At 41.6% G+C, this 17,787-nt stretch carries 14 protein-coding genes, 6 tRNA genes and 2 other RNA genes; 19 read left to right on the top strand and 3 right to left on the bottom strand.

The annotated features are described in order from the left end of the window. Window positions 1–12: 12 nt before the first annotated feature. The 3 genes from BDD30_RS15985 to BDD30_RS15995 form a co-directional block, all read right to left on the bottom strand. Window positions 13–1,800 (bottom strand): Hint domain-containing protein, encoded by a 1,788-nt coding sequence (locus BDD30_RS15985; protein WP_015835098.1) that lies wholly within the window; start codon window positions 1,798–1,800, stop codon window positions 13–15. A 713-nt stretch (window positions 1,801–2,513) separates the two neighbouring features. Next, on the bottom strand, window positions 2,514–4,337 hold the full coding sequence (locus BDD30_RS15990; RefSeq protein ID WP_231849141.1) for a Hint domain-containing protein: 1,824 nt from the start codon (window positions 4,335–4,337) through the stop codon (window positions 2,514–2,516). A gap of 535 nt (window positions 4,338–4,872) precedes the next feature. Further along, window positions 4,873–6,171, bottom strand: a complete 1,299-nt coding sequence (locus tag BDD30_RS15995) for a phage tail fiber protein (protein ID WP_015835096.1) — start codon at window positions 6,169–6,171, stop codon at window positions 4,873–4,875. Between the two features lie 1,296 nt (window positions 6,172–7,467). Between BDD30_RS15995 and cydA the strand changes: the two genes are divergently transcribed. The 19 genes from cydA to BDD30_RS23675 all read left to right on the top strand — a co-directional run bounded on the left by cydA (window position 7,468) and on the right by BDD30_RS23675 (window position 17,758). After that, window positions 7,468–9,036, top strand: coding sequence for a cytochrome ubiquinol oxidase subunit I (gene cydA / locus BDD30_RS16005; protein WP_015835095.1), 1,569 nt, complete (start codon window positions 7,468–7,470; stop codon window positions 9,034–9,036). A 14-nt stretch (window positions 9,037–9,050) separates the two neighbouring features. Continuing rightward, a complete protein-coding gene (gene cydB / locus BDD30_RS16010) occupies window positions 9,051–10,190 on the top strand; it encodes a cytochrome d ubiquinol oxidase subunit II (RefSeq protein WP_015835094.1) in 1,140 nt (379 codons plus the stop codon). Window positions 10,191–10,202: 12 nt separating this feature from the next. Next, on the top strand, window positions 10,203–10,319 hold the full coding sequence (gene cydX / locus BDD30_RS16015) for a cytochrome bd-I oxidase subunit CydX (RefSeq protein ID WP_015835093.1): 117 nt from the start codon (window positions 10,203–10,205) through the stop codon (window positions 10,317–10,319). After that, on the top strand, window positions 10,319–10,606 hold the full coding sequence (ybgE, locus tag BDD30_RS16020) for a cyd operon protein YbgE (protein ID WP_015835092.1): 288 nt from the start codon (window positions 10,319–10,321) through the stop codon (window positions 10,604–10,606). The genes cydX and ybgE overlap by 1 nt, the downstream gene beginning before the upstream one ends. Window positions 10,607–10,723: 117 nt before the next feature. Then, window positions 10,724–11,125, top strand: coding sequence for a tol-pal system-associated acyl-CoA thioesterase (gene ybgC / locus BDD30_RS16025; RefSeq protein ID WP_041382162.1), 402 nt, complete (start codon window positions 10,724–10,726; stop codon window positions 11,123–11,125). Next, window positions 11,125–11,820: a Tol-Pal system protein TolQ gene (gene tolQ, locus BDD30_RS16030; protein ID WP_015835090.1), complete on the top strand. Its 696-nt coding sequence runs from the start codon at window positions 11,125–11,127 to the stop codon at window positions 11,818–11,820. The genes ybgC and tolQ overlap by 1 nt, the downstream gene beginning before the upstream one ends. 14 nt (window positions 11,821–11,834) lie before the next feature. Continuing rightward, the gene (gene tolR / locus BDD30_RS16035) at window positions 11,835–12,260 is read left to right on the top strand and encodes a colicin uptake protein TolR (RefSeq protein ID WP_015835089.1); all 426 of its coding nucleotides are present in this window, start codon (window positions 11,835–11,837) and stop codon (window positions 12,258–12,260) included. 44 nt (window positions 12,261–12,304) lie between these two features. Continuing rightward, complete coding sequence (gene tolA, locus BDD30_RS16040; RefSeq protein WP_015835088.1) at window positions 12,305–13,375, top strand: cell envelope integrity protein TolA; 1,071 nt, start codon at window positions 12,305–12,307, stop codon at window positions 13,373–13,375. Between the two features lie 380 nt (window positions 13,376–13,755). Continuing rightward, on the top strand, window positions 13,756–15,048 hold the full coding sequence (gene tolB / locus BDD30_RS16045) for a Tol-Pal system beta propeller repeat protein TolB (protein ID WP_041382160.1): 1,293 nt from the start codon (window positions 13,756–13,758) through the stop codon (window positions 15,046–15,048). A gap of 42 nt (window positions 15,049–15,090) precedes the next feature. Then, on the top strand, window positions 15,091–15,591 hold the full coding sequence (gene pal / locus BDD30_RS16050) for a peptidoglycan-associated lipoprotein Pal (RefSeq protein ID WP_036774414.1): 501 nt from the start codon (window positions 15,091–15,093) through the stop codon (window positions 15,589–15,591). 9 nt (window positions 15,592–15,600) lie between these two features. Next, the gene (gene cpoB, locus BDD30_RS16055) at window positions 15,601–16,368 is read left to right on the top strand and encodes a cell division protein CpoB (protein WP_015835085.1); all 768 of its coding nucleotides are present in this window, start codon (window positions 15,601–15,603) and stop codon (window positions 16,366–16,368) included. Between the two features lie 147 nt (window positions 16,369–16,515). Next, window positions 16,516–16,591: transfer RNA gene (locus tag BDD30_RS16060), tRNA-Lys, on the top strand. A gap of 36 nt (window positions 16,592–16,627) precedes the next feature. Next, window positions 16,628–16,703: transfer RNA gene (locus BDD30_RS16065), tRNA-Lys, on the top strand. A 43-nt stretch (window positions 16,704–16,746) separates the two neighbouring features. Further along, a non-coding RNA gene (locus BDD30_RS16070) (RtT sRNA) lies at window positions 16,747–16,879 on the top strand. A gap of 43 nt (window positions 16,880–16,922) precedes the next feature. Then, a non-coding RNA gene (locus BDD30_RS16075) (RtT sRNA) lies at window positions 16,923–17,055 on the top strand. Window positions 17,056–17,091: 36 nt separating this feature from the next. Further along, window positions 17,092–17,230 (top strand) — tRNA-Lys (locus tag BDD30_RS23660). A gap of 36 nt (window positions 17,231–17,266) precedes the next feature. Continuing rightward, window positions 17,267–17,406: transfer RNA gene (locus tag BDD30_RS23665), tRNA-Lys, on the top strand. Between the two features lie 36 nt (window positions 17,407–17,442). Beyond that, window positions 17,443–17,582 (top strand) — tRNA-Lys (locus BDD30_RS23670). 36 nt (window positions 17,583–17,618) lie between these two features. Next, a tRNA-Lys gene (locus tag BDD30_RS23675) sits at window positions 17,619–17,758 on the top strand. Window positions 17,759–17,787 lie beyond the last annotated feature (29 nt).

A 17,787-nucleotide genomic window follows, 5' to 3' on the forward strand; every position in this document is an offset into this window, starting at 1 on the left:
TAAAAAAGCGGGTTAATTTGATATCGACACTTTTCTTTGCAGATTATTATCACCGACCAAAATGCCACCGGCAAAAAGCACAGCATCTTCAGGTAATAATTCACTTTGGCTATCTGTCTTTTCTAAGACAAAATTATACACGTTTGATGGTTTCGATTTTCTCTGTTTAACTGAAGTAAGGGTAGTTTGACCATCACGTGTATGTATTGTATCCCCGTCCTTAAGGTCTTCGGCTTTGACTATTCCTCGTAATGTTGAGACGGGATGAGTTGGCGTCAGTGAAACCTGTTCACCATTATTGTAAATTAAATCAATAAATTCAGTATCGTGACCTACAATACGGCTTTTTACTTGTAAGATACCTCCTTGTTTAGTTAAAACTTTATCGCCTGGGCGTATATTTTCAACTTTCCATTTTGAGCCGTCAGCCATATCTATTAATGTGCCTTCAGCAATACAACCATATTGGATTTGAAGGGGTGGATAAATGAGTTGTGACGCGCTCTTCTCACTACCGGGGTTATTGGTATAAGAAAACAGGACAGGAAATACGTTATCACCTTGCACTGTTATAATAGTAGCCTGTAGGTCTAGTATATATCTTTCGTTATTTTTCCAGCATATTGGTCCAAAATCAGCGTAACCTGTGTTTTTAGAAAATTCCCATGATAAATTTGTATTATTGCCTTTAATACGATCATTATTGACTTTTTTATGTTTCCAAAATATATCTTCATTTATATCTCTTGCTAATTTACATGCGCCGCCAGTATCGAGACCGACCAGTGTCAGATCTATCGCTGGTGAAATCCCTTGAGCTGCTATAGGTTTCCTATTTTTATCAATGGCGATGGGGTTCTTGAATGTAACATTACCTATTATTTCCAGCTTGATGGTTGACTGATCATTTGGCTTACCTGGCGACGTAGGACCGTAATCACATTCACTAGGAGCTCCTGGTTCAGGGTTTGCTCTATTTAAGCAAACGATTATCGGTTTCTCGTTCTCTGGTGAATTATTTACATAAACTGGCGCATTGTTTTCCATACTTTGAGGGAAAAAGTTGCTAAAAGAATCTTCAAGGTCTTGCAGCGGCAGTGACTTCTCTACTATTGGCGCGTTATTGAGTGGTATCCCATTTATTTCCCCTTGGAAAAAGGAAATAGCTTGATACGTATTACCATGTTGTCCAGAGGTAGCAAAATTATATTCGGGGGTGGATAGTACAAAGTTCCGAACCCCATTATTCTTTGTATTTTCTTGTACGGATACATGTAGTGTTTTAACATTCTGGTTATCAGAGCTAATAATTGAGAGGCCGCCCTGTAATTTTGCCTTTCCCGAGTTAGTTTCAATTGTATTGCTGTTTGAAATATTAGAACCAGGAAAATATAGGGAAGCAAAAACAGTAGCTGAAATTGATTTATTATGTTCGGAAAACACTATTCTAGGATGACTAATATAATTTTTTGGCTTTGTAAACGAATCTTGTATTTCAAGTCGTTGTCCATTCTTAAGTAATGCATTTTGGTGTACTTTCATAGTTTCGATATCTTCAAAAATATCAGGATGTGTCTGTTCTGTAATATGATGGGATTTTAATAATGCGATATATCCTTTCTCGTTTTGCGGTTGAGTTAAATCGATCAATGTGGGTTTATTAGATTCAAGACTATTTAAGAACTGCGACATAGCCTGGCTTTCTTCGGCAGATAACTTAATTTGGGTATCAGCAAGGCATGACATTATAGGGGAAAATAGCATGATGAAAAAAACAAGTGCTTTGTTGAATAGAGTCATAATCTTATCCTGTGAAATAATATAGGTTTTGTAAGCAATTAATTACATATACCCTTCATCCTTCAAGTTGCTACTTTCACTCACCCCAGTCACAGAGTTATCTATGCTCCTGGGGATTCGTTCACTTGCCGCCGCGCTGCAACTCGAAATCTATTGGGTATATACTTTATTTCCTAGTCAATATAATATTAATGCATTACTATCTTAAACTGATAATTTATTAATTTTTTTAATTTATTTTGGAAATTATGAGTAAGATGAGTAGTAAAGATGCCTACTATATCAACTGACCGCCTTTCTGAAAAATTACACTTATTAGTCGAATCCGCCATATATATTATGTTTTTACAGTATAGGAGGAATAGATACTAAAGGTGGCGCTATAATCGTTTATATAATTAATAGTTCTTTGTAAAAGATTGTCAAGTTTCTCATGTCAGATTGTTAACAAATACCACTATTTTTCTCGTGGGACTCTTTATTTCACTTTATTAAGTGCTATTGCAATATTCTTCTAGCTTTCATTTTGGAGAAAACGGGTTGACGTTGTAGGGCAAAAAGAAGTGCGCTCGGTAAAGGAGACGATAGAACAGAGTCTTATGGCTGTTTTTCGTTGGCTGGATTTTATTCTCAACCATAAAAATAATACAAATGCGTTACTTAGAAATTAGTGCTGACTAAAAAAGCCAGCACTTTGTTATTAATCTGAGAGATTAATTTGATATCGACACTTTTCTTTGCAGATTATTATCACCAACCAAAATGCCGCCGGCAGAAAGCACTGCATCTTCAGGTAATAATTCACTTTGGCTATCTGTCTTTTCTAAGACAAAATTATACACGTTTGATGGTTCTGATTTTCTCTGTTTAACTGAGGTAAGGGTAATTTGGCCATCAAGTGTATGTATTGTATCGCCGACCTTAAGGTCTTCGGCTTTGACTATTCCCTGTGATGTTGAGACAGGATGAGTTGGCGTCAGTGAAATCTGCTCACCATTATTGTAAATTAAATCAATAAATTCAGTATCGTGACCTACAATACGGCTTTTTACTTGTAAGATACCTCCTTGTTTTGTTAAAACTTTATCGCCTGGGCGGATATTTTCAACTTTCCACTTTGAACCATCAGCCATATCTATTAATGTGCCTTCTGCAATGCAACCATATTGGATTTGAATGGGTGGATAAATGAATTGTGACTCGTTCTTCACATGACCGGGGTTATTGGTATAAGTAAATTGGCTAGAAAATGGAGTATCACCTTGAATTGTTGGAACAGTAACTTGTAGGTCTAGTACATATCTTTCGTTATTTTTCCAGCATATTGGTCCAAAATCAGCGTAACCTGTGTTTTTAGAAAAATCCCATGATAACTTTGTATTATTACCTTTGGCAGGATCATTACTGACTTCTGTATGTTTCCAAAATGTATCTTCATTTATATTTTTTGCTAATTTACATGCGCCGCCAGTATCAAGACCGATCAGTGTCAGATTTGCATGTGGTTTCATACCTTGAAATTCTGTAGGTTTTCCCTTTTCATCAATCGCGATAGGGTTCTTGAATGTAACATCACCTATTATTTCCAGCTTGATTGTGGACTGATCATTTGGCTTACCTGGCGACGTAGGACCGTAATCGCATTCACTAGGAGCTCCTGGTTCAGGGTTTGCTCTATTTAAGCAAACGATTACCGGTTTCGTTGATAGATTCTTTACGTGAGTTGGTGCTGTGTTATTCATCTTGTGGGGCTGAAAGTATTGAGCAATATCTCCAGGGTCTGTCAGTGTATTTGACTGAATGACTACTGGTCCGGGAGTAATAGGTATCCCATTTCTTTTTCCTTGAAAAACAGCAACAGGTTTAATATTACCAAATTTTTCTAATTTAACAATATCATATTCTTTGGTTTGTGCTAAAAAGTCTCTTGTTTCCTTATTTTTTTCCTGTTTGAATGGGGAGTTGGCTAAGTTTTTAAGTTTTCCACTGTTTTGGTCTGTGCCATAAATTGTGACGCCACCCTGTAATGATATAGTGCTAACGTCAGTTTTAATTGTATTACTGTTTAAAATATTAGAACCAGGAAAATATAGGGAACCAAGAACTTCAGCTGAAATTGATTTGGAGCCATCGGAAATTAATATTGTAGGCTGACCAAAATAATCTTCTGGCTCTGCATTTGAGCTTTTTATTTCAAGTAGTTCTCCACGTCTAAACATTGTCTTTTGATTTGCTTTCATAAGCTCGATATCTTCAAAGATATCAGGATGTTTCTGTTTTGTAATACCGTGGGAATGTAATAATGCAATATATCCTTTCTCATTTTCTGATTTAGTTAAATCGATCACTGTCGGTTTATTAGGTTCAATCTTCTCTAATAGCTGAGATATAGCCTGACTTTCCTCGTCAGATAACTTAATTTCGGTATCCGCAAAGCTGGATATTATCGGGGCAAACATCAGGATGAAAAAAATCAATATTCTGTTATATAGAGTCATAATTTTATTCCATGAAATAATAGAGGCTTTGTAAGCCATGAATAATACATGTTTTGTATGATGTCCATGGTATATCAATATACCCTTCATCTTTCAAACTGCTGCTTTGTTGGCTGTGCTCACTTGCCGCCGCGCTGCAATTTGAAACCTATTGGGTACATAATATTGAAGCTTCACTATCCACTGAATATTAAATAGATAGCGTGATAATACCGTAAGTTCATCTTGAAAGTTATGGGTCAGGATAATAATAAAGTAGCATAATAATTCCTCCAATTAAATAAATGGTTGTAAGAATATATATGTAACATTCTGGTATTACAGGAAAAAACGGACATTAAAGATGGTATTATAATTAATAGTCATTTGTAAAAAATTGTCAAGTTTATCATGTTAAATGGTTAACAAGATCCCAATATTTTTCTTACGGATTTTTTAACTTCATTCTCCACAAAAAACCGCGATAAGCTGGATATTACGCTATTATGAAAAGAATGTGGCGTGATGCTGGGTTTTAGCTACTGATTTTTAATTTGAATAAAAATAAAATACAGGGCCATATGGCCCCGTATTACTACAATTTATCGTCAGAAACGCGGGTGCTCTCTATTTCTTCCTGTAACTTGTTTCGTTTCAAATTCCAGAGTGAATCTTCTGGCATTTGGACACGAACATCTAAACGACAATGTTCAGGAATATCACAGGGTTCCCCATCTTGGTAGAACATCTGTTTGCCATTATCATCAACAGATTTGAGCCGCCAGTTCTGAAATTTCTCAGGTAAATGCGAATGTTGGCGGTGACAGACTTCAATGATAATAGAACCATCAGGTTGGATATGATCGTCAACGAAAATCAATTCAAGATTATTATTGTTTTGGGGAACAGAAATACCGCCATGCACACCCCAGGCGCCATCAGTGTTATAGCCTGAGATATTTGATATACGGTATATGCCTGTTTCTTCTTTCCTTACTTCTGCACCCTCTGATTCTTCGTTAGTTGAAAATGTGCCATCAGGATAGATTTCTATTATCGGAGAGGATATTTTTAGGTAGCCATTAAAATCTGGTTTGGCATTGATATTGTCCCAAAATTTACGTGTCAGTTTATAATATTCATTTATATGATCTGTACGATATGTATCGCCAAAATGGGTGAAAATCAGCCTGTGGCTCCATACATCGTCTTCCCCCTCGCTTGATTCACCACTCATATTGCTAATTCTTAACTGAACGCCACCATTGCCGCGGGGCAGCCCATATTGAGTCAGGAACGGCGCGGAAGGGTTAAATCCGGAACAACCATTACGCAGATTTTCTAATTTATCCAGATCACCGTGTGCCATTGAATGTATTACATTATCAGTTGATATCGCTCCCACATCCTCAGCATTAATAGTAATATCCCCGGTTAATACTTTCCCATTTATTTTTCGGGTATTGGGTACTTTTTCATTAATATTTTCACGTAATGAATTTATTATTTCCTGAGCAAGTTTCTGTGTCACTGCCAGCGTGTCATTATCGCCAATTTCATTTGTTAGTTGAACAATTCCCTTTTGGGTTAATGAGGCATTGGGAATTTTTGCTGTGGTGACTTTTTCTAACGCTTTATTTAACTGCATGATGAGTTTATCTCTATTTCCATCATCCAGAACATCCTCACCAGATTGTGTTGCAATAAAATCAGCTACTACAGATGATATGGCTGACGATTGACGCAATACTTTATTTAACAAGTGAATGTAAAGGGTGATGTCACCTGTTGGAATTCCATCTTGCAAATCTTTATTAATTTCATAATCTCCTTGGCTCAACACATTAGCACTCTTGCCAAAAGAAAAGGATTTAAAATCATTTTTTTGATTCATAAATACTCCTTAAATAAAATAACATCATTCTATAATCAACATATTGAATTATTGAAAAACACTTCAATAATTCATATCAATTACAGTCTAGTTCAGTTGATTAATAATTAAATGTTCTTATAACTTAAAGGATTAACTATTTTTAGTTAATTGGTGAAAATAAAAAATCAGTATTTTAAAACAATTTTTCTTTCTCCATGTATTATGCTAATTCACTCTCAATAATATTCGTGTTACCTAATAATAAATTTATAGTGAAAAGATTGATGAAATGAAATTTTACGCAAATTTAATTTTGGAATAAATGACCAGAAAAAATAATTATTCATTTAATGAGTGTATATACACCAAGCCTTAAGTTTCTCAAAGATTCCATTTAGGTCAGTTAATGTTTAGTGACAATGAAACATTAGAGCAATGGAGTAATACCAGATATTTTTTCTAGCCCAGCAACAACGTTTTTTCCGTTTCCGGCTGCATCTCAGTTTCAACAGCATATTATGATGGTGATTGGCGCGAACTTGGAAGTGTCAGTCTGCGGGAATCGAGATACTAAGTCATTATCCTAAGTTTGGTGAGGGTTGTCACAAGAGGGAAGTTTAATGCTCGAACTGAGAGTCATTATGCTATCTGAGTGACTGCCAAACGGGGGTGATCTCACTGCTAATGCAACGTTAATAATAATATTTTCTTAAGAGTGGAAATAAAAAGTTAATTTTAAAAGTCATTTCACAGCAATATAGAAATCAATGATTATCTAAATAAACAAATGTTTAACAATATATCAACCAAAATGAAATAATAGACAAAGTAGTTAACACTAACCAGAAATAAGTGACCAAAATCAGGTTATTACCTATAGCATTATTTTTTTAATTTGCTTAGATTGATCTTGATCAAATTCGTTTCCATTAAACAATAACCGAAATTGTTGATCCATATTCGGAATTCTAATCTGAATCACGTAAAACCTATTTATTGTATGGGAATATAAGCGTACTATACTATTAGTCTAATTATGTTTTTAATTCACTTGGTAATGAATTGTTATTTTAGAGGCATTTATTGCTGGTAGTTATACCCAATAGATTTCGAGTTGCAGCGCGGCGGCAAGTGAATGCATCCCCAGGAGCATAGATAACTATGTGACTGGGGTGCGTGAACGCAGCCAACAAAGCAGCAACTTGAAGGATGAAGGGTATATAAGGCTTTTGTTTTAGTGCCTTGAAACAGGTTCTTATGACAAAGCCAGGTTGCTGCAAGTCGATGCCTTCCTGCTAGGAGCAAGGAGTCAAGATGTTTGATATTGTCGAACTGTCACGATTACAGTTTGCCTTAACTGCAATGTATCACTTCCTGTTCGTTCCACTAACGCTCGGTATGGCGTTTTTGCTGGCGATTATGGAAACGGTGTATGTGCTTTCCGGTAAACAAATTTACAAAGATATGACAAAATTCTGGGGTAAGTTATTTGGTATTAACTTTGCTCTGGGTGTCGCAACAGGGTTGACCATGGAGTTCCAGTTCGGAACTAACTGGTCATACTTCTCTCACTACGTTGGTGACATTTTTGGTGCCCCTCTGGCGATCGAAGGTTTGATGGCGTTCTTCCTGGAATCTACATTCGTCGGTCTATTCTTCTTCGGTTGGGATCGTCTCAGTAAAAAGCAACATTTAGCAGTAACCTGGTTGGTTGCTCTAGGATCTAACTTCTCTGCACTGTGGATTCTGGTTGCTAATGGTTGGATGCAAAACCCGATTGCTTCTGACTTCAACTTTGAAACCATGCGTATGGAAATGGTGAGTTTCGCTGAACTGGTACTGAACCCGGTTGCTCAGGTGAAATTTGTTCATACTGTTGCAGCAGGTTATGTGACGGGGGCGATCTTCGTTCTTGGTGTCAGCTCTTACTACTTGCTGAAAGGCCGTGATATTCCATTCGCTAAACGTTCATTTGCGATTGCCTCAAGTTTTGGTATTGCCGCGGTATTGTCTGTTATCGTGCTGGGAGACGAATCCGGTTACGAAATGGGTGACGTACAAAAAACTAAGCTAGCGGCAATTGAAGCTGAATGGGAAACTCAGCCCCCTCCAGCTGCCTTTACACTGATAAGTATCCCGGATCAGGACAAAATGGAAAATAAATATGCCATCCAGATCCCTTATCTTATGGGGCTGATTGCGACCCGTTCTGTTGATACCCCGGTAATTGGTTTGCGTGATCTGATGGATCAGCATGAGCTGCGTATTCGTAATGGTATAAAAGCTTATGCATTGTTAGAAGAATTGCGGGCAGGTAATACAGACCCGACGGTTCGTACTGCATTCAATGAAAGCAAACAAGACCTTGGTTACGGCATGTTGCTGAAACGCTATACCAGCAAAGTGACTGATGCCAGCGAGGAGCAAATTAAGGCAGCGGCGAAGGATTCTATTCCTCGTGTTGCTCCACTGTATTTTGCGTTCCGTATTATGGTTGCAGCCGGTTTCCTGATGTTACTGTTGATTGGTCTGGCATTTTGGAGTGTTATCCGTGGCCGTATTGGTAAACAAAAATGGTTACTGCGCGCTGCGTTGTACAGTATTCCATTACCATGGATCGCCATAGAGGCAGGTTGGTTTGTTGCTGAATATGGCCGTCAGCCTTGGGCAATTGGCGAGGTTTTGCCAACCGCTGTAGCGAGTTCCAACCTGGCAGCCAGCGATATCCTATTCTCGATGGCACTGATTTGTGGTCTTTACACCTTGTTCCTGATCGCAGAAATGTTTTTGATGTTCAAATTCGCACGTCGTGGCCCAAGCAGCCTGAATACGGGTCGTTACCACTTTGAACAGAAAACAACTTCAGCGCATGATGCTCAGTAAACGGGAGCCCACTTATGTTTGATTATGAAGTACTACGATTTATATGGTGGCTGCTGATTGGTGTATTGCTAATCGGCTTTGCAGTAACTGATGGTTTCGACATGGGGGTAGGTATCCTGTTACGAATCATTGGTAAAAATGATACTGAGCGCCGCATCATGATTAACTCAGTGGCTCCGCACTGGGATGGCAATCAGGTTTGGCTGATTACTGCCGGTGGCGCACTGTTCGCCGCCTGGCCGATGGTTTATGCCGCGGCATTTTCAGGCTTTTATGTTGCCATGATTCTGGTGTTATCCGCATTATTCTTTCGCCCGGTTGGTTTTGATTACCGTTCAAAATTGGAAAATCGCAAGTGGCGTAATATGTGGGATTGGGCAATAGTTGTCGGCAGTTTTGTGCCGCCATTGGTTATCGGTGTTGCGTTCGGGAACCTTTTGCAAGGCGTGCCGTTTAACGTTGATTCCCAATTACGTTTGTCCTATGCCGGCTCCTTTTTTGGATTGCTAAACCCATATGGCCTATTGGCTGGGGTGATCAGCTTGATGATGATTGTGACTCAGGGCGCAACTTATCTGCAAATGCGTACTACCGGTGAGCTGCGTCTACGTTCTCGTGTGGCAACTTATATATGTGCACTGGTGACTATGGTGGCTTTCTTGCTAGCAGGTGTATGGCTGATTTATGGTATTGATGGTTATATTGTGACGGGTGGTCTGGATACTATGGCTCAGTCTAATCCATTACATAAAGAAGTTTCCCATCAAGCTGGTGCCTGGTTGACTAACTTCAATAATTATTCGTGGCTGTGGACTCTACCAGCATTGGGTGTTGTTGCTCCTTTGCTGACTATGCTGATGACCCGTATGAACAAAGCTGGATGGGCTTTCTTGTTCTCTTCACTGACAGTTACTTGCATTATTTTGACTTGCGGTGTGACGATGTTCCCATTTGTGATGCCTTCAATTACTGATCCTAATGTCAGCCTGACAATGTGGGACGCGACTTCAAGCTTGATGACATTGCGCGTCATGTTTGTGGTTGCATTGATTTTTGTTCCCATCATTTTGGGATACACCATTTGGTGTTACTACAAGATGTTCGGACGTTTGGATAAAAGCTTTATTGAAGATAATAAACATTCATTGTACTAAGGAGCATAAAGCATGTGGTATTTTGCCTGGATACTTGGAACGCTCTTGGCTTGTAGTTTTGCAATAATTGCTGCCTTAGCGCTTGAACATCATGAAGCAGAAAAAGCTGCTGAAAATGGCGAAAAGTAATGTTGATAGATAAATGCTATCAGCTGATGGATAAAGGCCCTATAAGGGGCCTTATCCTTATTCTGGCATTGATAGTTGCTGGTTGTGTATTTTATGAGCCTGCGCGTTTTGCGGCCAATACTAGTTCATTGCACGTATGGCAAGGTGTTTTGCTAATTTGGTCTGTATGCACAGGTGTTACTTTCGGTATAGGGTTTCATCCAAGAAGGATCGTCTGGCGTATCTTTTTCTATCCTTTGCCAGCATTTTTAATTTTGATTTGGGGTTTATATCAATTCTTCTGTTAGCTAACTCTGCGTATTGTGGGTTATTTAATCCATAAATTTTTTATTTGCACATTATTCCAAAGCCGCATTGTCTTGAGTATAGTGGCAGCGTTAATTCGCCTTATATTAGGATTGAAAGTGAGTAATACATTATTCCGTTGGCCCGTTCGTGTTTATTTCGAAGATACAGATGCTGGTGGGGTAGTTTATAACGCCCGTTATGTCGCCTTTTATGAAAGAGCTCGTACAGAGATGTTACGTCACCGTGGCATTCATCAACAGCGTTTACTTGATGAACAAATTGGATTTGTTGTTCGGCGTATAGTGGTTGATTACCATGTCCCAGCCCGGCTTGATGATATGTTGGAGGTACAGAGCGAAATTACTGATATTCGTAGAGCATCTTTGACATTTATTCAACGCATTGTTGATGGTAACGGAAAAGTTCTTAACAGCGCAGAAGTGTTAGTCGCCTGCGTGAATACATCTCAAATGAAGCCGATTGCGCTTCCAAAGTCTATTGTCGCGGAGTTTAAGTAGTGGCTGACATGAATATTCTTGATTTATTCCTGAAGGCGGGCCTTTTGGTGCAGCTGATCATGCTTATTTTGATCTGCTTTTCCATTGCTTCATGGGCAATCATTATTCAAAGGACCAAAATTCTCAATGCCGCAACCCGTGAAGCGGAAGCATTTGAAGACAAATTCTGGTCGGGTATTGAATTATCACGCTTGTATAAGGAAAGTCAGTCGCGTCGAGATTCATTGGGTGGAACGGAACAAATTTTTTATTCTGGGTTCAAAGAATTTGCCCGTTTGCATCATGCCAATAATCATGCACCGGAAGCAGTGGTTACAGGGGCTTCACGTGCAATGCGTATTTCTATGAACCGTGAATTAGAAACATTGGAAAGCCATATTCCATTCTTGGGTACGGTTGGTTCAATAAGCCCATATATCGGTTTGTTTGGTACGGTTTGGGGAATTATGCATGCATTTATCGCGTTAGGTGCGGTAAAACAGGCCACTCTTCAGATGGTAGCGCCGGGTATTGCAGAGGCGTTGATTGCAACGGCGATTGGTCTGTTTGCGGCGATTCCCGCAGTGATGGCATATAATCGCTTGAATCAGCGTGTTAATAAGCTGGAGCAAAATTACGATAACTTTATGGAAGAGTTTCTGGCTATTTTGCATCGTCAAGCTTTTGCTGTTGAAAATAAAGCTGAGAACAAATAGTAAGGGGAGAGGCTATGGCACGCACTCGTAGTCGCAAGCGTGAGCTGAAATCCGAAATCAATATCGTTCCCTTACTGGACGTGTTGCTGGTTCTGTTGCTTATTTTTATGGCAACAGCACCGATTATCACTCAAAGCGTAGAAGTTGATCTACCCGATGCGGTGGATTCCAAAACGGTTTCCAGTTCGGACAACCCGCCGGTAATCGTGGAAGTTTCTGGTGTTGGTCAGTACACCATGGTGGTTAACCATGAACGACTGGAATTATTACCTGAACCGCAGATTATTGCTGAAGCTCAGGCGCGGATAAAAGAGAACCCAAAGACCGTTTTTTTGATTGGTGGTTCAAAAGAGGTGCCTTACGATGAGATTATTAAGGCATTGAATATGTTGCATCGGGCAGGTGTGAAATCCGTTGGCTTAATGACTCAGCCTATCTGAGTTTGGCCAAAATTGCTGTCATTTAAAGATCTTGGATATCGAGCGTGGGAAAGACAAGCGGACAAAACAATAAGCTAAATCGCGCCGTTATCGTTTCGGTTGTGTTACATATCATTTTGATAGGGTTGCTTATTTGGGGTTCCCTGACGCAAAAAACCGAAATGGGTGGCGGCGGACAGGATGGTTCTATTATTGATGCTGTTATGGTCGATCCGAATGCGGTAGTACAGCAGTACAATCAGCAACAGCAGCAGCAGGCTGACGCTAAGCGTGCAGAAGAGTTACGTAAAAAGAAAGCGGAGCAGCAGGCAACTGAATTAAGAGAAAAACAGGCTGAAGAGCAAGAACGTCTGAAAGCGGTAGAAGAAGAGAGAATTAAAGCGCAACAGGTTGCGGAAGAGCAAAAAAAGCAAGCTGAGGACGCAGCGAAAAAAGCCCGTGAAGAGCAAAAACTGGCAGAAGAAGCGGCGGCCAAAGCTAAAGCTGAAAAAGAAAGGCTGATTAAAGAGCAGGCTGAAATGCAGAAGAAAGCCGAAGCTGAAGCTAAAAAGGAGGCTGAAGCTGCTGTGGCTCAACAAAAAGCCGCAGAAGAAGCAAAAGCTAAAGCGGAGGCTGAAGCAAAAGCCAAGGCTAAAGCTGAAGCGGATGCTAAAGCCAAAGCGGAAGCAGATGCAAAGGCTAAAGCGAAGGCCGAAGCTGATGCCAAGAAAAAAGCCGCTGCACAAGCTGCCAAACAAGAAAGTGAAGTTGATGATTTACTGGGTGGTTTAACTTCCAATGCGCCGAAACAACAAGGAGGCGCTTCTGCTGCGGGTAAAGGAAGTGGCAAGAAAAGTGGTGCTTCAAATGCCGACATTAATAACTATCTGGGGCAGATCCAGATAGCGATACAGAATAAGTTTTACGATGCGGACATGTATCGTGGGCGTACTTGTACATTACGGATTAAGCTTGCTCCTGATGGCTTATTAATTGATGTAAAACCAGAAGGGGGAGATCAGGCGTTGTGTCAGGCAGCGGTAGCGGCTGCTAAACAAGCGAAAATTCCGAAACCACCAAGCAAAGAGGTTTACGAAGTGTTTAAAAATACTCCGGTTTATTTTAAACCTCAATAAGGTTGTTATTTAGAGATTATTAATAACAAACAAAACTATTCAATGTTATTAAGCTATACCCTATGGATTTCAAGACGCTTCTCGACGGCAAGGGAGCGAATCCCCGGGAGCATAGATAACTATGTGACCGGGGTGAGTGAGTGCAGCCAACAAAGAGGCAACTTGAAAGATAACGGGTATATACCCAATGGATTTCAAGATGCATCGCGACGGCCAGGGAGCGAATCCCCGGGAGCATAGATAACTATGTGACCGGGGTGAGTGAGTGCAGCCAACAAAGAGGCAACTTGAAAGATAACGGGTATATCTAGTTTTGTTTGTTGACGTTTGTTAATATCCGCGAATTATTGCGGCGATTCCATCGCGATAAGGGAGACATGATGAAGCAGGCTTTTAAAGTAATGCTAAGTATTTTGATGTTGTGGGTCACTGTGGCTCACGCAGAAGTTCGTATTGAAATCACCCAAGGGGTTGATTCTGCTCGTCCTATTGGCATTGTGCCATTTAAATGGACTGGGGCTAGCAATGCACCTGAAGAGATAGGAACTATCGTTGGAGCCGATCTTCGCAACAGTGGCAAATTTAATCCTATTGATGCTAGTCGTATGCCACAGCAACCAACGACGGCATCTGAGGTGACGCCTGCTGCATGGTCAGCCTTGGGTATTGATGCTGTTGTTGTCGGACAGATTCAGCCAAGTGCAGATGGTAGTTTCTTGATCTCTTATCAGTTGGTTGATACTGCGGGGGCTCCGGGCACAGTGCTTGCTCAGAATCAGTTTAAAGTGACTAAACAGTGGTTACGTTATGCTGCGCATACAGCCAGTGATGAAGTGTTTGAAAAACTAACGGGTATTAAAGGCGCATTCCGTACCCGTCTGGCTTATATCGTAAAGACCAATGGTGGCAAATATCCGTATGAACTGCGGGTATCGGATTATGATGGTTACAACCAGTTCACTGTTCATCGTTCACCAGAGCCACTGATGTCACCGGCGTGGTCTCCTGATGGTGCCAAATTGGCTTATGTGACTTTTGAAAGTGGTCGTTCTGCCTTGGTGATTCAGACCTTGGCGAGTGGTGAGGTACGTCAAGTTGCCTCTTTCCCGCGTCATAATGGTGCGCCTGCATTTTCGCCTGATGGCAGTAAATTGGCATTTGCTCTGTCTAAATCAGGTAGTTTGAATCTTTACGTGATGGATTTGAGTTCAGCTCAGATCCGTCAGGTTACGGATGGTCGCAGTAACAATACTGAGCCAAGTTGGATGCCGGATAACCAGACATTGGTTTATACCTCTGATCAGGGGGGGCGTCCACAGTTATACAAAATCAATATTAATGGCGGTGCTCCGCAACGCCTCACTTGGGAAGGCACACAAAACCAAGATGCTGATGTTAGTGCAGATGGTAATTTTGTGGTAATGGTCAGCTCAGAGAGTGGTAAGCAGCACATTGCTAAACAAGATCTGGCAACGGGAGCCGTTCAAACTTTGACGGATACGTTCCTGGATGAAACGCCGAGTATCGCACCTAACGGCACTATGGTGATTTATAGCTCTACCCAAGGGTTGGGAACTGTATTGCAGCTAGTTTCGACTGACGGGCGTTTCAAAGCGCGTCTTCCGGCAACCGATGGACAGGTAAAATTTCCTGCCTGGTCGCCGTATCTGTGATGCATAATAATATGTATGGCAAACTTTAAAAGGATCAAAGAGATGCAACTGAACAAAGTGCTAAAAGGGCTGATGTTAGCTTTACCAGTTATGGCCGTAGCAGCGTGTAGTTCTAACAAGAATGCTGATAACGATCAGACTGGTGTAGGCACTGTTAACGAAACTAATGCGGGTCTGTCAGCAGAGGAATTAGCTCGTCAGCAAATGCAAGAGCTACAAAACAACAACATCGTATATTTTGGTTTTGACAAATACGACATCAGCTCAGATTTTTCTCAGCTGTTAGATGCTCACGCAGCATTCCTGCGCAGCAACCCATCTTATAAAGTTGTTGTAGAAGGTCATGCTGACGAACGTGGTACTCCTGAGTACAACATCGCATTAGGTGAACGCCGTGCTAATGCAGTGAAAATGTACCTGCAAGGCAAAGGTGTTTCCGGTGAGCAAATCTCTATCGTCTCTTACGGTAAAGAGAAACCTGCTGTACTGGGTCACGACGAAGCGGCCTATGCTAAAAACCGTCGCGCAGTACTGGCATACTAAGAGTAGTTCATGAACAGTAACTTCAGACATCATTTTTTGGGTCTGTCGTTACTGGTTGGCGTAGCGGTTCCTTGGGCCGCTATTGCCCAAGCGCCAATCAGTAATGTCGGCTCAGGTTCTACCGATGAGCGCCTTACCCAATTAGAGCGTATTTCTAACGCTCACAGCCAGCTGTTAACTCAGCTTCAGCAGCAACTCGCCGATTCTCAACGTGATATTGACATGCTCCGTGGTCAGATTCAGGAGAATCAGTATCAGCTTAATCAAATTATAGAGCGGCAGAAGGATATTTATCAGCAACTGGAAGGTGCTACTGGTTCCTCAGACAGTAAACCTACGGCGGTTTCTCCTTCTTCAACTGCAAGTAATAGTAGTAATCAAGTGTCTTCACCTGTCGGTACTGGCAGCGAGAAAGGCGATTATGATGCCGCTGTTCACTTAGCAGTGAATAGCAAAGAATATGATAAAGCGATTGTTTCTTTTCAGAGCTTTGTAAAGAATTATCCGAAGTCGAGTTATATACCTAATGCCAACTACTGGTTAGGACAACTTCACTATAACAAGGGTAAGAAAGACGAAGCTGCTTACTACTTTGCTACGGTAGTAAAAGAGTATCCGAAGTCACAGAAGAGTGGTGAATCGCTTTACAAAGTTGGTTTGATCATGCAGGACAAGGGTCAGAAGGATAAAGCGAGATCTGTTTACCAGCAGGTTATGAAACAATATCCTGGTTCGAACGTAGCTAAATTGGCTGAAAAAAAGCTTTCTACGCTGTAATTATTGGCCCCGGAAGGGCGTATTAACACGTTTTCGGGGTTAATTGGGTGCTTAGTAAGCATTTAAACGTAATTTAAAAAAATAATCGTTGCGCTGTTCTGAGAAATCAGTAATATATGCCGCCGTTGCCGAGAGAAGTCACAAGATGGGTCGTTAGCTCAGTCGGTAGAGCAGTTGACTTTTAATCAATTGGTCGCAGGTTCGAATCCTGCACGACCCACCATCTTGAAGCTTCGGTCAAAAACACATTTCCTTAGATGGGTCGTTAGCTCAGTCGGTAGAGCAGTTGACTTTTAATCAATTGGTCGCAGGTTCGAATCCTGCACGACCCACCATCTTAAAGCTTCGGTCGAAAACACATTTTCTTAAGATAGTCGTTAGCTCAGTCGGTAGAACAGTTGACTTTTAATCAATGGGTCGCAGGTTCGAGCCGAGCGAAGCGAGACAACATCGCTTTAGCGCTGGCCCGAAGGGCGAGGGCCTAGCCCGAGTCATCCTGCACGACCCACCATCTTAAAGCTTCGGTCGAAAACACATTTTCTTAAGATAGTCGTTAGCTCAGTCGGTAGAACAGTTGACTTTTAATCAATGGGTCGCAGGTTCGAGCCGAGCGAAGCGAGACAACAGCGCATGAGCGCTGGCCCGAAGGGAGAGGCCGCAGGCCGAGTCATCCTGCACGACCCACCATCTTAAAGCTTCGGTCGAAAACACATTTCCTTAGATGGGTCGTTAGCTCAGTCGGTAGAGCAGTTGACTTTTAATCAATGGGTCGCAGGTTCGAGCCGAGCGAAGCGAGACAACAGCGCATGAGCGCTGGCCCGAAGGGAGAGGCCGCAGGCCGAGTCATCCTGCAGACCCACCATCTTAAAGCTTCGGTCGAAAACACATTTCCTTAGATGAGTCGTTAGCTCAGTCGGTAGAGCAGTTGACTTTTAATCAATGGGTCGCAGGTTCGAGCCGAGCGAAGCGAGACAACAGCGCTTTAGCGCTGGCCCGAAGGGCGAGGGCCTAGCCCGAGTCATCCTGCACGACCCACCATCTTAAAGCTTCGGTCAAAAACACATTTCCTTAGATGGGTCGTTAGCTCAGTCGGTAGAGCAGTTGACTTTTAATCAATGGGTCGCAGGTTCGAGCCGAGCGAAGCGAGACAACAGCGCATGAGCGCTGGCCCGAAGGGAGAGGCCGCAGGCCGAGTCATCCTGCACGACCCACCATCTTAAAGCTTCGGTCGAAAACACATTTCCTTAGATGGGTCGTTAGCTCAGTCGGTAGAGCAGTTGACTTTTAATCAATGGGTCGCAGGTTCGAGCCGAGCGAAGCGAGACAACAGCGCATGAGCGCTGGCCCGAAGGGAGAGGCCGCAGGCCGAGTCATCCTGCACGACCCACCATCTTAAAGCTTCGGTCGAAAACACATTTC

It is taken from the genome of Photorhabdus asymbiotica (assembly GCF_003634575.1).
In the GTDB taxonomy this organism is placed as follows: domain Bacteria; phylum Pseudomonadota; class Gammaproteobacteria; order Enterobacterales; family Enterobacteriaceae; genus Photorhabdus; species Photorhabdus asymbiotica.

Excerpts from the sequence above, each read along its gene's own strand:
- BDD30_RS15985 (WP_015835098.1), bottom strand. The coding sequence starts at position 1,800 with ATGACTCTATTCAACAAAGCACTTGTTTTTTTCATCATGCTATTTTCC.
- BDD30_RS15990 (WP_231849141.1), bottom strand. The coding sequence starts at position 4,337 with ATGGCTTACAAAGCCTCTATTATTTCATGGAATAAAATTATGACTCTA.
- BDD30_RS15995 (WP_015835096.1), bottom strand. The coding sequence starts at position 6,171 with ATGAATCAAAAAAATGATTTTAAATCCTTTTCTTTTGGCAAGAGTGCT.
- cydA (WP_015835095.1), top strand. The coding sequence starts at position 7,468 with ATGTTTGATATTGTCGAACTGTCACGATTACAGTTTGCCTTAACTGCA.
- cydB (WP_015835094.1), top strand. The coding sequence starts at position 9,051 with ATGTTTGATTATGAAGTACTACGATTTATATGGTGGCTGCTGATTGGT.
- cydX (WP_015835093.1), top strand. The coding sequence starts at position 10,203 with ATGTGGTATTTTGCCTGGATACTTGGAACGCTCTTGGCTTGTAGTTTT.
- ybgE (WP_015835092.1), top strand. The coding sequence starts at position 10,319 with ATGTTGATAGATAAATGCTATCAGCTGATGGATAAAGGCCCTATAAGG.
- tolR (WP_015835089.1), top strand. The coding sequence starts at position 11,835 with ATGGCACGCACTCGTAGTCGCAAGCGTGAGCTGAAATCCGAAATCAAT.
- tolB (WP_041382160.1), top strand. The coding sequence starts at position 13,756 with ATGAAGCAGGCTTTTAAAGTAATGCTAAGTATTTTGATGTTGTGGGTC.
- pal (WP_036774414.1), top strand. The coding sequence starts at position 15,091 with ATGCAACTGAACAAAGTGCTAAAAGGGCTGATGTTAGCTTTACCAGTT.
- cpoB (WP_015835085.1), top strand. The coding sequence starts at position 15,601 with ATGAACAGTAACTTCAGACATCATTTTTTGGGTCTGTCGTTACTGGTT.